Annotated in this window: 12 protein-coding genes; 6 read left to right on the top strand and 6 right to left on the bottom strand. The window is 71.1% G+C overall.

The window, feature by feature from the left end; translation table 11 throughout:
* Window positions 1-11 precede the first annotated feature (11 nt).
* Complete coding sequence (locus QSK39_RS01790; protein WP_285475910.1) at window positions 12-1,967, top strand: RICIN domain-containing protein; 1,956 nt, start codon at window positions 12-14, stop codon at window positions 1,965-1,967.
* A gap of 167 nt (window positions 1,968-2,134) precedes the next feature.
* Window positions 2,135-2,851 (top strand): ANTAR domain-containing response regulator, encoded by a 717-nt coding sequence (locus QSK39_RS01785; RefSeq protein WP_285477898.1) that lies wholly within the window; start codon window positions 2,135-2,137, stop codon window positions 2,849-2,851.
* Here the strand turns inward: QSK39_RS01785 and QSK39_RS01780 are convergent.
* From QSK39_RS01780 to QSK39_RS01755, 6 genes are all read right to left on the bottom strand, one after another.
* Window positions 2,848-3,789, bottom strand: a complete 942-nt coding sequence (locus QSK39_RS01780; RefSeq protein WP_285475909.1) for an RNA polymerase subunit sigma-70 — start codon at window positions 3,787-3,789, stop codon at window positions 2,848-2,850. The two genes, QSK39_RS01785 and QSK39_RS01780, sit on opposite strands and share 4 nt — an antisense overlap.
* Window positions 3,790-3,794: 5 nt before the next feature.
* Window positions 3,795-4,523, bottom strand: coding sequence for an SDR family oxidoreductase (locus QSK39_RS01775; RefSeq protein ID WP_285475908.1), 729 nt, complete (start codon window positions 4,521-4,523; stop codon window positions 3,795-3,797).
* 93 nt (window positions 4,524-4,616) lie between these two features.
* Entirely contained in the window at window positions 4,617-5,438 is an 822-nt protein-coding gene (locus QSK39_RS01770) for a helix-turn-helix domain-containing protein (RefSeq protein WP_285475907.1), read from the bottom strand.
* Window positions 5,439-5,577: 139 nt separating this feature from the next.
* Window positions 5,578-5,796, bottom strand: a complete 219-nt coding sequence (locus tag QSK39_RS01765) for a DUF397 domain-containing protein (RefSeq protein ID WP_353051048.1) — start codon at window positions 5,794-5,796, stop codon at window positions 5,578-5,580.
* A gap of 234 nt (window positions 5,797-6,030) precedes the next feature.
* A complete protein-coding gene (locus QSK39_RS01760) occupies window positions 6,031-6,237 on the bottom strand; it encodes a hypothetical protein (RefSeq protein WP_285475906.1) in 207 nt (68 codons plus the stop codon).
* A 619-nt stretch (window positions 6,238-6,856) separates the two neighbouring features.
* Window positions 6,857-7,735 carry a MurR/RpiR family transcriptional regulator gene (locus QSK39_RS01755; protein ID WP_285475905.1) on the bottom strand — a complete coding sequence of 293 codons (879 nt, stop codon included), beginning with the start codon at window positions 7,733-7,735 and terminating at the stop codon, window positions 6,857-6,859.
* Window positions 7,736-7,865: 130 nt separating this feature from the next.
* On the opposite strand from QSK39_RS01755, the gene QSK39_RS01750 reads away from it, so the two are divergent.
* The 4 genes from QSK39_RS01750 (at window position 7,866) to QSK39_RS01735 (ending at window position 13,132) form a co-directional block, all read left to right on the top strand.
* Window positions 7,866-9,257 (top strand): MFS transporter, encoded by a 1,392-nt coding sequence (locus QSK39_RS01750; RefSeq protein WP_285475904.1) that lies wholly within the window; start codon window positions 7,866-7,868, stop codon window positions 9,255-9,257.
* Window positions 9,254-9,688, top strand: coding sequence for a GAF domain-containing protein (locus QSK39_RS01745; protein WP_285475903.1), 435 nt, complete (start codon window positions 9,254-9,256; stop codon window positions 9,686-9,688). Before QSK39_RS01750 ends, QSK39_RS01745 begins: the two co-directional genes overlap by 4 nt.
* Window positions 9,685-10,899: a metal-dependent hydrolase family protein gene (locus tag QSK39_RS01740; protein WP_285475902.1), complete on the top strand. Its 1,215-nt coding sequence runs from the start codon at window positions 9,685-9,687 to the stop codon at window positions 10,897-10,899. The genes QSK39_RS01745 and QSK39_RS01740 overlap by 4 nt, the downstream gene beginning before the upstream one ends.
* Before the next feature lie 115 nt (window positions 10,900-11,014).
* Window positions 11,015-13,132 (top strand): tetratricopeptide repeat protein, encoded by a 2,118-nt coding sequence (locus QSK39_RS01735; protein ID WP_285475901.1) that lies wholly within the window; start codon window positions 11,015-11,017, stop codon window positions 13,130-13,132.
* Window positions 13,133-13,223 lie beyond the last annotated feature (91 nt).

Here is a 13,223-nt window from a genome sequence, read left to right as displayed (position 1 = left end):
GCAGTTCGACGATGAACCGCTTGCTCACCGTCCTTTGTGTACCCCTGGTCGCGGCCGGGGTGCTGGCCGCATCGGCGTCCGCTGCGATGGCAGTGACCGTGAGACCCGACCCGGCCTACCGGCAGCAGCCGTTCGAAGGCTGGGGCTCGAGCCTGGCGTGGATGGCCGAGGCGACCGGCGGCTACCCCGACGCGGTGCGGACCAAGCTGGCCGACCTCGTCTTCGGCGCCGACGGGCTGAACCTGAACATCGCGCGCTTCAACATCGGCGGTGGCAACGCCCCGGACGTCCCGGCGTACCTGCGTCCGGGTGGCGCGGTGCCGGGCTGGTGGAAGGCGCCGGCCGGGACGACCCGCGCCGACAAGGACTGGTGGACGCCCGGGGATCCCGCGGAGTTCGACGCCGCCGCGGACCCGAACCAGCGCTGGTGGGTGGACCGCATCAAGAACCGCGTCACGAAGTGGGAGGCGTTCAGCAACTCGCCGCCGTACTTCCAGACCGTGTCGGGGTACGTCTCCGGTGGCTTCAGCGCGACCGACGAGCAGCTGCGCCCGGACAAGATCGGCGACTTCACGGCGTACCTGGCGCAGGTGGTGCGGACGCTGGAACGCGCGCACGGCATCAGGTTCTCGTCGGTGAACCCGCTGAACGAGCCCAACACCAGCTACTGGAAGACGACCCTCGGCGCCGACGGCAACCCGACCGGCGGGCGGCAGGAGGGCGCGCACATCGGCCCGTCGGTCCAGTCGCAGCTGATCCCGGCGATGGCCGCGGCACTGCCCGGGAAGGTGGTTTCCGCGCCCGACGAAACCAACCCGGACATCTTCGCCGCGGACTGGAACGGCTGGTCGTCGCCGGCACGGGCAGCCGCCGGGCGGCTGAACGTGCACACCTACGGCACCGGCAACCGGCCGATCCCGCGCGACATCGCCAAGGGCGCGTCGAAGCCGTTGTGGATGAGCGAGGTCGGCGGCAGCTGGCTCGATCGGCAGGACTTCACCAGCATGGACCCGGGGCTCGGGCTGGCCGGCCAGATCACCGACGACCTGCGCCTGCTCGAACCGAGCGCGTGGGTGAGCTGGCAGCCGATCGAGGACTACGACAACATGAAGCCCGGCGGGGAGTCCGCGGCCGGGATGAACTGGGGCGAGATCCAGGTGCCGTTCGGCTGCACCACTTCGGACTGTCCGATCCGGACGAACACGAAGTTCGACACGATGCGGAACTTCACCCACTACATCCGGCCGGGTGACCGGCTGATCGCTTCGGACGACACCGCGTCGACGGCCGCGATGCGCGGCGAAGCCCTGTCTTCGGTGGTCCACGTCAACTCGGGGACGGCGGAGCAGGACGTCACGCTGGACCTGACCGGGTTCGGGTGCGTCCGGCCCGGCTCTTCGGTGACGCCGGTCGTCACCGACGTCACCGGAGCGTTGAAGCGGGGCAAGCCGGTGCGGGTGACGTCGGCCCGCGCGACGCTGCGGGTCCCGGCGCGTTCGGTGACGACCTTCCTGGTCGACGGCGTCTCGTCGACGGCCGCGGGCACCGGGCTCGGCTCGGGCAAGCCGGTCACGTTCACCGGCGTGCAGAGCGGCAAGTCCCTGTCGGCGGAGGGTGGCTCGCTGGTCCAGCGCACGACGGACCCAGCGGCGGCCGCGCAGCGCTGGACGCTGACCGACCGCACGGGCCGCTACGGCAACCGCGACCGGTTCACGGTCACCAACGTCGGCACGGGCCAAGTGCTCAGCACGGCGGGCGGCGCGGTGACGCCGGCCCCGGCCGGAACGACCGGCGCGGCGGCGCAGTGGACGCTGTCGACCACGGGCGACGGGACGTGGACGTTCGTCAACGCGGCGGACGGGCAGCTGCTCGACGTCACGGGCGAGTCGCGTGAAGACGGCGCCCGCATCGGCCTCTACCGGCCGACGAACGGGCCGAACCAGCGCTGGCAGGCCGTCACCCGGTAAGCCAGGCGTGAGGCCTTCACGGCTTTCGGACCCACGGCCGGTAGAGTTCTCGCGGACCCGTTGAAACGCCAGCGGTGGTCTCGGTTGACGCTGCTGGCGGGCTCTTTCCCATGGCTCGCCGCTTGACGCATGGGGAGGGGTGGGCGGTGCCGACCACTGGCGACGGCATGGCGGAGCGGGTCGACGAGCTGAACGTGGTCCTGGCCGATCTCGTCGGGGTCCTCGAATCGGTGTCCGACACGCCCGGGCTGCTCGACGCGGTCTGCGGCGAGGCGGTGCGGGTGGTGCCCGACGCGGACCTGGCGAGCATCGTGGTGGTCCGCGACGGCGCGACCCAGACGGCGGCCTTCACCGACGAGCGCGCCCGGCGCATCGACGACGTCCAGTACGCGGCGGGTGACGGTCCCGGCCTGCTCGCGGCGCTGACGGGCGAGGTCGTGCGGGTCGCGGTCGGTGACACGGGCGAGCGGTGGCCCGAGTTCGTCCTCGCGGCCAAGGAACTCGGCGTGGGCAGCTACCTGGCGGTCCCGCTGCGGGTGGACGACACGCTGGTCGGCGCGATCACGCTGTTCGGCTTCGGCGCGCACGGCTACCACGAGTTCGACACGAAGGTGCTGCGGCTGTTCACGTTGTGCGTGGAGACCGTCCTGCGGCTGACCCGCCGCTACCGGGAGGCCCGCCTCCTCGCCGACGAGCTCCGGCACGCGATGGAGACGCGCGCGGTGATCGAGCAGGCCAAGGGGATGCTGATGCTGATCCACCGGGTGAGCGAGGACGCGGCGATGCAGCGCCTGATCGTCGAGTCGCAGAACACGAACACGAAGCTGCGCGACGTCGCGGCGCGGTTCACGAAGCGGATGAGCTCGGCGGACGGGCGGTCCTAGACCGGCCCGAGCACGGCGTGCGCGCCGAACACCGGTACCAGCGAGGCGTCGTTGAACGCCGTGATCCGGGCGATCCGGGTGCCGGTCAGCGTCAGGACCTGGACGCCGTGGGCCTCGAACCGGCCGTCGCCGGTGGCCGCGTACTCGAGCAGGGCCGGCTGGCCGTTCGCGCGTGACGGCACCAGCCGCCAGGCTCCCGGGCGCAGGACGCGGCGGCTCAAGAACCCGGCGACCGCGTCCCGGCCGGTGAACCACGTCGGGATCGGCGGCATCTCCAGCTCGACGTCGGCGCGCAGCAACGTCACCAGCGCGCCCGGGTCGGCGCGGACGAACGCGTCGACGTAGCGGTCGAGCAGGGGACCCTGCCCGGCCGGCTCCGCCAGGTCCGCCGCCACCGGCCCCGCCTCGGCGAGCCGGCCGCGGGCCCGGCGCAGCGCGCTGTCGACCGCCGCCGGGGTCGTGCCGAGCAGCTCGGCGACCTCGCCGGTGCGGAACGCCAGCACGTCGCGCAGGGTCAGCACGGCCCGCTGCCGGGCGGGCAGCAGTTGCAGCGCGGCGATGAACGCCAGCCGCACGCCGGCGCGGCCGGCCACGACCGCCGCCGGGTCGAGCAGCGCGTCGGGAATCGGCTGGAGCCAGGGCACCGAGGGGTCCGCGGCGGCCACGGCCACCCGGTGGTCGTCGGCCGGCGCGCCCAGGCCCGACGGCAGCGGCCGCCGGGCCCGGGACTCGAGCGCCGTCAGGCAGGCCGTGGTGGCGATCTTGTACAGCCAGCGCCGCACCGAAGACCGGCCCTCGAACCCGCCGAAGGCCCGCCACGCGCGCAGGTACGTCTCCTGCACGAGGTCCTCGGCGTCGTGGATCGAGCCGAGCAGGCGGTAGCAGTGGGCGAGCAGCTCGGGCCGGAAGGGCTCGGTCTCGGTGGCGAAGTCGGGCATGGCAGTCAGAGCGTACGCAGCCCGGTGCCGCTGACCTGGTATTCCGCGGCGTCGCCGTCGACGACTTCGAGGACGGCCTTGGCGACCTGCTCCGGCGTCAGGACCGATTCCATGTTCTTGACGAACGTGTCGCGGTCGAGCCCGGTGCGCGCGGCGTACCCGTCGACGCCCGCCGAGCCGAGGCCGGTGAGCGGGGTCAGCTGCGGCAGGAGCGTGGCGAACCGGAGGCCGAGCCCGGCGCGTTCCGACTCCTCGGCGGCGTACGCGCGCAGGTACCGGATCGCGGCTTTCGCACTGGCGTACCCACCACTGAGCGGCGACCCGCCGATGGCCGCCCCGCTCGACATCGAGACGACGACCCCGCCGGTTTCGAGCGGTTCCCGCAGTGCGGCGCGCGTCCAGGCGAAGACGTGCCGGGTATCGACGTGCCAGTTGCGGCTGAAGGTCTCCCAGGTCTGTTCGTGCACGGGCGCCATGTGCGGCACGGCTCCGGCGTTGAGGATCAGCAGGCCGGGACGGTGCTCGCGCAGGACGCTTTCGGCGAGGGCATCGTCGGTCGCGTCGGCGGCGACGGGGACGAAGGCTTTCCCGAGTTCGCCGCGCACGGCGTCGAGTTCGGATTCGCTGCGCGCGACGCCGACAACGGTGCGCCCGCCGGCAACGAGCGCGGCGGCGATGGCACGCCCGAAGCCGCGACCGGCCCCGGTGACGACGGCGGTGGACTGGGTGGACATGGAGTGCTCCCCGGTGGTCGATGCGGTGTGGACCGGATCAAGACCGGTGGGGGCGCGGGAAACCGTCGCCGAGTGACGCGGGTCACACGGGCACTACTGGCGGTTCAGCAGGCTGGCCTCGATGACCGAGGGAGTTTCGGAAGCGGGCAGGGCGGCGGCTTCGATGCGCGCGAAGATCTTCCCGAACTCGACTGCCTTCTCGGCGCCCCGCGCATCGGCGAACTGCTGGTCACCGTCGGGTCGCTCGATGCTCAGGTGAATGTCGTTGGCCTGCTCGGATAGTCTCAAGATTGCAAACGAGCTCTGCATTCCTTCGACCCAGCCTGCGGTGTACGGGAGGATGCGCACGGTTATGTTGCTCCGGCGTGACACCTGCAGCATCCATTGCAACTGTTCCTGCCAGTGTGCGAATTCTGCGACGCGCCGATGCAGGACAGATTCGTCGAGTATGAAGCACTGTTCGAGTTCCGGGTCGTCCAGTCTGGCCTGCCGCATCCGGCGTACCTTTACCTGGCGCTCGGCCAGCTCTCGGTTCCCGCCGCTGCTCAGAATCAAGGATCTCGTGTATGCCGCTGTTTGCAGCAAGCCGGGGATCAAGTGGAACTGGTATACGTTTATCGTTTTCGCCGCTGATTCGAGTCCGAGGTATCTGACGAAGTCCGGCGGGAACAAGCCTCGATATTCGTCCCACCAGGCCCGCTGTCTGCCGGCCTTGGCTAGCTTGACATAATTTTCGACTTGATCCAGGTCGGTGATGCCGTAGTGGAGGAGCAATGCTTTCAGGTCGGTGATCGAAAGGCCGACGGTGCCGCGCTCTATGCGAATAATTTTCGAGACCGACCAGTCCAGTGCGTCGGCGACTTCCCGTTGGGTGAGGGAGAGATTTTCGCGTGCTTCCCGAATCGCGGTCAGCACGCGTCGTTGGCTGACGATAGGCGAATCCGGTCGGGTCATGGCTCGAAGCCCCCCGTTCGTCGGGCTGGTGGCCATCTGCCAGCTGGCAGAATGATAGCTCACGAACGGGGAGTCGGGCCTGACTTTGCGTGATCGGCTGTCAATGCGCCGGAAGGTGGGAAGAGAGCAACGCTTGCCATGATCGGCCCGGGACGACGATCATCGGTTCGGGGTCTTTCGAGTCGCGAACCGCGACGTGCGTTTCGGTGGTCGCGACTTCGACGCAGTCATCAGTGACTCCGCTCGAGCTCACCGAGCTCTTTATCCAGACGAGACGGTTGCGGTCGAGGACGAGAGGGGTTTCCTGGCCCTGGGACACGGCCACTTCGCTTTCTGGTCGGCGTGCGCCGGCCGGGCGTGCAACGCGCCGGCTTGGGTCCGCGCGTCATTCGGGATGTCGTGTTGCGGAGCGTACACGCGCCAATCGGCCACTCGGGCGCGCCCCGGGGTTGTTGATCGCGTCCCGTTCATCCTTCTGGGTTGAGGTTGACAACGGTGCGTCCGGCTCGCCGGAGCTCGGGCCCGGGGATGCAGCCCGAGCTCGGCGGGTCGTTCACGAACCGCGTCCGGGTCGCCTCAATCGTTGTGCGGCCAGTCGAAGACCCAGCGCGAAGAGTTTCGCGAAGTTCGCGCTGGGGCGGAAGCTTTCGTTGAGGACGAAAGAGGCCATTACTCCCAGCTCCAAGAATGCTGCCGCGCTGTCGCAGGTTTCGGCGACCCGGCCGCCGAGTCGTCGATGTTCGTCCTTCGATTTCTTCATGACTGGTGCACCGGCTTCCGATTGGGGTGTAGTACCTTTCGGGTCGAGAGTACCGCCGGGAAAGCGGGCCTGGTGAAGGACATTTTCCGGCCATGTCGACGGTAGGCTCTTCATCAGTCGGCTGTTTGCGCCATGGCCGATGTTTCGAGGCAAGGCGATTCCGGGCGGTTTGATTGCAGGCACTCGTATCGCGGCGACTTGCCCGGCCGCACTCTGCCACGACGTCGTCGGTGATCCGGCGTTCTGCCACCTGGCGCAATGCGAGCACGGGGTGGAATCGCGGGGTTCGTCTCGTGGCGCCGAAGGGCGGCCGTCTCGGTGGGCTGTGCGCTTGTCGGCTGGTCGAGCCGAGTGCGGGTGATCATGCCGATCGTATTCGGCCGGTACCGCCGGAATCGTCGCCGCGTCGCTCGTGCATCTGCAAGTGTGGTTCGGCGGATGGCTTTGCCCTGCTCCGGGCAAGGTGGAGAACGGCGATTGACGGCGCGGCGTTCCGCCTGGCGACCGCTCGCGATCTGGCCGGCTGCCAGCTGGCAAAACGACGGGGGCGCCACAGCAGCCAGGTCGCAGCGCGTAGCGGACCCGCGGTGCAGAAAATCACCCGGACGGAAGCAAGGCCTCAGGGCGACGGCGTGGACGGGCGGCGGTGCAGGAGGTCGAACCGGGACCACATCGCCTCCGCCGCCTCGATTGACTCGCTGGTCCGAGTCGGGTCCGTCGCCGCCAGCTGGGCCACGATCGCCTGGACCAGTGCCATGCCCGCGGTCAGTGACGGGAAGAACGTCACGCCCTCCGCCGGCACCATCAGCACCTGCTCCACCGCACCCGCCAGGGCCGGGCTCGCCGCGTCCGTCACCGCGAACACCCGCGCGCCGCGGCTCTTCGCCTCGCTGGCCGCCAGGACCGTGCTCTCGTACAGGCGCCAGAAGCTGATCGCCACCAGCACGTCGTCCGAGGTCAGCTTCGCCGTCTGGTTCGCCAGTTCCGCGTCGCCCGCTGTGACCGCGTGGACGTCGTAGCCCGCGAGACGCGCGTTGTGCGCGAACGCGATGCCGACCGCCGCGTAGCTGCCGTCGGCGATCACCAGCGTGCGGCGGGCCGTCGCGATCGCGCGGGCGACCTCGCGGATCACCTCTTCGTCGAAGCGGCGGTTCAGCAGGGCGAGGCTGTCGAGGTCCCGGCGCAGCGACGCCGAGCCCGGCGAGTCGACGCCGCGGTGCTCCTCGGCCACCTGCGGCGCGCTCAGCGACGACATGTACCGGGCCCGCAGCTCCTGCTGCAACGCCGGCCAGCCCGCGAAGCCCAGCGCCTGCGCCGTGCGCGTCACCGTCGCGACGTTGACTCCGGCGAGCTGCGCCAGCTCGGCCGTCGAGCCGAACGACGCGCGCCTCGGCTGGGAGACCAGTACCTCCAGGACCGCGGCCGACTTCGGTCGCAGCCCCCGTGCGGGCAGCCGGTCCCGCAGCCACGCCTCGAAACCGTCGTCGGCTTCCGCCACTTTCGTCCCTCCCTCGGATCGCGTAGACCGTAACGCAGCGAGGTTGTCTTGCAACAAACGTTGCAAAACTGCGAAAACGCAGTATACGTTGTCCGCACTCCCCGGCGCCCGGACACGGAAGGCGTTCCCCATGACCCTGCTGGCACGACTGGACCGGCTCCCGCTGAGCCGGCCCCACTACAAGCTGCTGCTGATCGGCGGGCTCGGCTACACCTTCGACGGCATGGACTCGGCGGTCGTCGCCTTCCTGCTGCCCAGCGCGAAGGCGGCGTGGGGCCTCGACAACGGCCAGCTCGGCCTGATCGGCTCGGCGACGCCGTTCGGCTTCCTCTTCGGCGCGATCGCCGCGGGCCTGCTCGGCGACCGCATCGGCCGCAAGAAGGTCATGATGTACGCGCTGGCCTTCTACGCGCTGTTCTCCGTCATCGCGTCCTTCTCGCCCAACTACGAAGTCTTCCTCGGCGCCCGGGTGCTCGCCGGGGCGGGCGCCGGCGCGGAAAGCGCCATCATCGCGCCCTTCCTGTCCGAGTTCGTGCCCGCCAAGCGGCGCGGCTGGTTCGTCGGCGCGCTCGCCGGCTTTTTCTCCTTCGGTTTCGTGGCGGCTGCGCTGATCGGCCGGTTCGTCGTGCCGTCGTTCGACGAAGGCTGGCGGATCGCGCAGCTCGTCACCGCGCTGCCGATCGTGATGCTGTTGTGGTGGCGGCGATCCCTGCCCGAGTCACCGCGGTTCCTGCTCGCCCAGGGCCGGTCCGCCGAAGCCGAAAGCGTCGTCGCCAAGATGGAGCGCGACGTCGAGAAGGCCACCGGCACGACGCTCCCGCCGGTGCCGCCCGCCGATGCCCAGCCCGCCACCGAAACCCCGAAGGTCAACCTCTTCAGCGCGCTGAAGTTCCTGTGGAGCCCCGCGATGCGGCGCCGGACGGCGGTGATCTGGACCGTCTGGTTCGTGATCACGTTCTCCTACTACGGCTTCTTCTCGTGGATCCCGACGCTGCTCGTCGAACGCGGCATCACGGTGACGAAGAGCTTCGAGTTCTCGATCATCATCTACCTGGCCCAAGTGCCCGGGTACTTCTCCGCCGCGTGGCTGTCCGAACGGCTCGACCGCAAGCACACCATCGCGCTGTACCTCGCGGGCTCGGCGGTGAGCGCGTTCTGGCTGAGCCAGACGAGCGCGCCGTGGTCGATCACGCTCGCCGGGGCGGTGCTGTCGTTCTTCCTCAACGGCACCTACGCCGGCGTGTACTCCTACACGCCCGAGGTGTTCCCGACCTGGATCCGCGCCAGCGGCACCGGCCTGTCCAGCGCGTTCGGCCGGGTCGGCAGCATCCTCGCGCCGACGATCATCGGCCTGTCCGCGGCGAGCCTCGGGTTCGCCGGCGTCTTCGGCCTGACGACGGCAGTGCTGGCGGCGGGCGTGCTGTGCGTGCTCGTCTTCGGCCTGTCCACGGCCGGGCGTTCGCTGGAAGAACTGACCGAACACGGCGCGCCCGTGCGCGCCGCGAAGGAGATGACGAAGTGAGCTTGTCCACTGTGGAGGAACGGGTGCGCGACGCGATCGGCGTGCGGCTGTTCACGGTGCTCGCCTGGGTGCCCGAGCGGCGGGCGCTGCGGCGGGTGCACAGCAGCCACCCCGCGGAGTACCCGGTGGGCGGGGAGAAGACCGTCGAAGTCGCGGCCGGCTGGCTCGAGCGCTGCATCACCGCGCAGCAGCCGTACTTCGGGCCGGACCGCGCGGCCGTGCGCGAGATCTTCGCCGACCACGACCTGATCGAGGGACTCGGCTGCGGCTCGATCATCAACGTGCCGGTGATCGCCGACGGCCGGACGCTCGGCGTGCTCAACATCCTCGACGCGGAAGGCCGGTACGACGACGATGCGGTGGTGGTGGCCGAGTCGCTCGCGCCGCTGGCCGTGTCCGCCCTGCTCGACCTGGAGAAGGAGAACCGGTGACCGGATCCCTGCTGCTGCGCAACGCCCGCCTGCTCGACCCCGTTTCCGGGGAGTACACCGAAGGTGACCTGCGGAGTGCCGACGGCCGCATCGTGGAGGTGGGGCCGGCGCTCGCCGCGGCCGAGGTGCCGGTCCTCGACCTGCGCGGTGCCGTGGTGCTGCCCGGGCTGGTCGACGCGCACGTGCACGTCACAGCGTCGACCGCGGACCTGGGCTCGCTGTCGTCGTCGTCACCGTCCTATGAGGCCGCTCAGGCCGCGCGCACGATGAGCCGGATGCTCGACCGCGGGTTCACCACGGTCCGCGACGCGTCCGGCGCCGACTACGGTCTCGCGGACGCCCAGGCGGAGGGCCTGTTCCGCGGCCCGCGGCTGCTGTTCTGCGGGCGGGCGCTGAGCCAGACGGGCGGGCACGGCGACAGCCGCACCCGCGGCACGCACGTGAAGGACGACCACCCGTGCTGCGCGGGGCTGGGCCGGGTGGCCGACGGCGTCGACGCGGTCCGCGCGGCCGCCCGCGACGAGCTGCGCAAGGGGGCCCACCACATCAAGGTGATGGCGTCGGGTGGCGTGGCGTCCCCGACCGACCGCATCGACTCGACGCAGTACTCGGCCGAGGAGCTGAGCGCGATCGTCGAGGAGGCCGAAGCGGCCAACCGCTACGTGGCGGCGCACGCGTACACGGCCCGAGCGGTCAACCGCGCGCTGGAACTGGGGGTGCGCTCGATCGAGCACGGCAACCTGCTCGACGACCGGAGCGTTTCGCTGTTCGTTTCTCGTGACGCCTACCTGGTGCCGACGCTGGTGACGTACTGGGCGCTGAAGGAGGAGGGCCGCGAGCACGGCCTCCCGGAGTCGAGCTGGCGCAAGGTCGACGAGGTCCTGGGGGCGGGCATGGCGGCCCTGGAGCGCGCGGCCCGCGGCGGCGTGAAGCTGGTGTACGGGACGGACCTGCTGGGCGGCATGCACCGCCACCAGAACCACGAGTTCCGCCTGCGCGGCGAAGTCCAGTCCCCGGCGGAGGTGATTCGCTCGGCCACTTCGACGGCGGCGGAGCTGCTGAACCTGACGGGCGAGATCGGCACGCTGGCGGTGGGCGCGCACGCGGACCTGCTGGTGGTGGACGGGGATCCGTTGGCGGACATCGGGGTCCTGGCGGAGCCGAAGCACTTCCGCCACATCATCCAGGGCGGCGAGGTGGTTTCGGGCTGACGGGTTCGGCGCCCCGGACGGGTTGCTGTCGGACAACTCACGCGCCGGTCCACTGACTTTTCGGTTCTTACCCTGTAGACAGGGAAGTTCCGGGTGCGTCGGGGGGTGTTTCGGGGTGAATGGCGTCAGCGAGGGGGACCGCGAGACGTCGACGGGAGAAACCGGGCCGCACGTCGTCCGGTCACCGGAAACGACGCGGTCTTCGGGCGTGCCGGCCCAGCAGGGCGCCGCGCCGGGCGGTCCGCGCCAGCTGCCGCCTCCGCCGGCGCACTTCGTCAGCCGTGCGGACGAGCTTTCCGATCTCGACGAGCTGGCCGGGGACGAGGACGGTGCGCGCGCGCAGGTGGTGGTCGTCGTCGGCCCGGGTGGGGTCGGGAAGACGGCGCTGGCCGTGACGTGGGCGGCCGGCCACGCACACCGATTTCCCGACGGGCAGCTCTACACCGATCTCCGGGGCTTCTCCGCGGACACGGCGGTGGCGCCGGACGAGGTGCTGGGCGTGTTCCTGCGGGCGCTGGGGGTCGAGCCGGAGCGGGTCCCGGCCGGGCTGGCCGAGCAGGTCGGGCTGTACCGGACGGTGACCGCGGGGCGCCGGTTGCTGGTGGTGCTGGACAACGCGGTGTCGACGGCGCAGGTGCGCCCGCTGATCCCGGCCTCGGCCGGGTGCGCGGTGGTGGTGACGAGCCGGCTCCGGCTGGACGGGCTGGTGGCCGACGGCGCGCGGTTCGTGGACGTCGCGCCGCTGCCGCCGGAAGACGCGGTCGCATTGCTCGGCGAGACGCTGGGGCGGCGCCGGGCCGATGCGGAGCCGGCGGCGGTGGCGGAGCTGGCGGAGCTGTGCGGCCGGTTCCCGATCACTTTGCGGGTGGCGGCGGCGCGGCTGGCGGCGCGGCCGCGCTGGCCGGTGTCGCGGGTGGCCGACCAGCTGCGCGACGAACGTTCCCGGCTCGCGACGCTGTCCCGGCTGGCGGGCGCCGAAGACTCGGCGACCGCGGCGTTCGACTGGTCCTACCGCGAGCTCCCCGAGCACGTGGCGGTGCTGTACCGGTTGATGGCCGAGCCGTCGGTCCCGGAGTTCGCCGCCGACCTGGCGGTCGCGGTCACCGGGATGCCGGAGGACGACGTGCACGACGCGGTGGAGGTGCTCGCCGACGCGAGCCTGCTCGAGGAGGTCGACCTCGACCGCTACCGGTTCCACGACCTGGTCCGGCTGCACGCGCGGGCCCAGCGGGACGAGGGACGCTTCGAGGCCGTTCCCCGCGCGGCCGCCTGGTACCTGCGGGAGATGACCCGCGCGAACCTCGTGGTGATCCCGATGCGCTGGCGGGTGAGCCCGGTCGCCGAGCGGCTGCGGGACGAGCCGGCGCCGTTCGCCACGGGCGGCGAGGCGCTGGACTGGCTGGCCGCCGAACTGCCGAGCGTGCTGCCCTTGCTCGAGGACGCGGTGGCGGAGCGGCACGACGAGATCGCGTGGCAGCTCTGCGAAGCGCTGTGGGAGTTGCTGCTCCGCCGCAAGTACTACCCGGAGTGGTTGCGTTCGCACGAACTGGGGATCACGGCAGCGCAGCGCTGCGGCAACCGGGTGGCGGAGTCCCGGCTGCGGTACCAGCTCGGCCGGGCCCACCTGGATCTCGGCCACTTCGATCCGGCGGAGGGTGAGACGCGCCGGGCGGCGGAGCTGGCGCGGGAGGCGGGGGACCGGCACAACGAATCCGCCGCGCTGGAGCAGCTGGGGCTGGTCGCGCAGAACCGCGGCGACGTCGACGCGGCGGTGGCGCTGTTCACCGACAGCCTGCACATCGAGGAAGAGCTGGGCATCGACCGCGGGGTGGCGGCCCGGCACTGGCGGATCGGGGAGGCGTTGCTGCGGGCGGGCCGCGAAGCGGGAGCCACGCGGCACCTGGAGGCGGCCGCGCAGCTGTTCACCGCGATCGGCGACGACCGGGGCGCGGCCTGGGCGGCCCTCGGGCTGGCCCGGATCGACGCGCGATCCGGGCAGCCCGACGCGGCGGTCCGGCGGCTGGAGCGGGCCCGCGAGGTGCTGGGGCGGCCGGGTTCAGCGGTGGACGAGGCGAATGTGCTGCTGGCGCTGGCCGACGTCACCCAGGACGACGTCGAGCGTGCCCGGCGGTATCTCCTCGAAGCGGCGGAGCTGCTCGCCGACGTCGGCGGTGAGGTGCTGTCGCGCGTCCAGGCCGCGCTCGATGCCCTCGATCGAGGCGAGCGCGGCTAACCGCCGCCCGGTGATCAGCCACAGGTACGCGGCGACCGCGGCGGGTTCGGCGGGTCCGCCGCCGACGAAGGCGGTGTCACCGCGGTGGTCG

It is taken from the genome of Amycolatopsis sp. NBRC 101858 (genome assembly GCF_030269325.1).
Classification (GTDB): domain Bacteria; phylum Actinomycetota; class Actinomycetes; order Mycobacteriales; family Pseudonocardiaceae; genus Amycolatopsis; species Amycolatopsis ponsaeliensis.
The sequence above is the reverse complement of the archived record's forward strand: the minus strand, read 5'-3'. Positions and strand labels throughout refer to the sequence as shown.

Bases quoted from the DNA above. Each gene is read 5' to 3' on its own strand.
- QSK39_RS01790 (WP_285475910.1), top strand. From the start codon at position 12: ATGAACCGCTTGCTCACCGTCCTTTGTGTACCCCTGGTCGCGGCCGGG.
- QSK39_RS01785 (WP_285477898.1), top strand. From the start codon at position 2,135: ATGGCGGAGCGGGTCGACGAGCTGAACGTGGTCCTGGCCGATCTCGTC.
- QSK39_RS01780 (WP_285475909.1), bottom strand. From the start codon at position 3,789: ATGCCCGACTTCGCCACCGAGACCGAGCCCTTCCGGCCCGAGCTGCTC.
- QSK39_RS01775 (WP_285475908.1), bottom strand. From the start codon at position 4,523: ATGTCCACCCAGTCCACCGCCGTCGTCACCGGGGCCGGTCGCGGCTTC.
- QSK39_RS01760 (WP_285475906.1), bottom strand. From the start codon at position 6,237: ATGAAGAAATCGAAGGACGAACATCGACGACTCGGCGGCCGGGTCGCC.
- QSK39_RS01750 (WP_285475904.1), top strand. From the start codon at position 7,866: ATGACCCTGCTGGCACGACTGGACCGGCTCCCGCTGAGCCGGCCCCAC.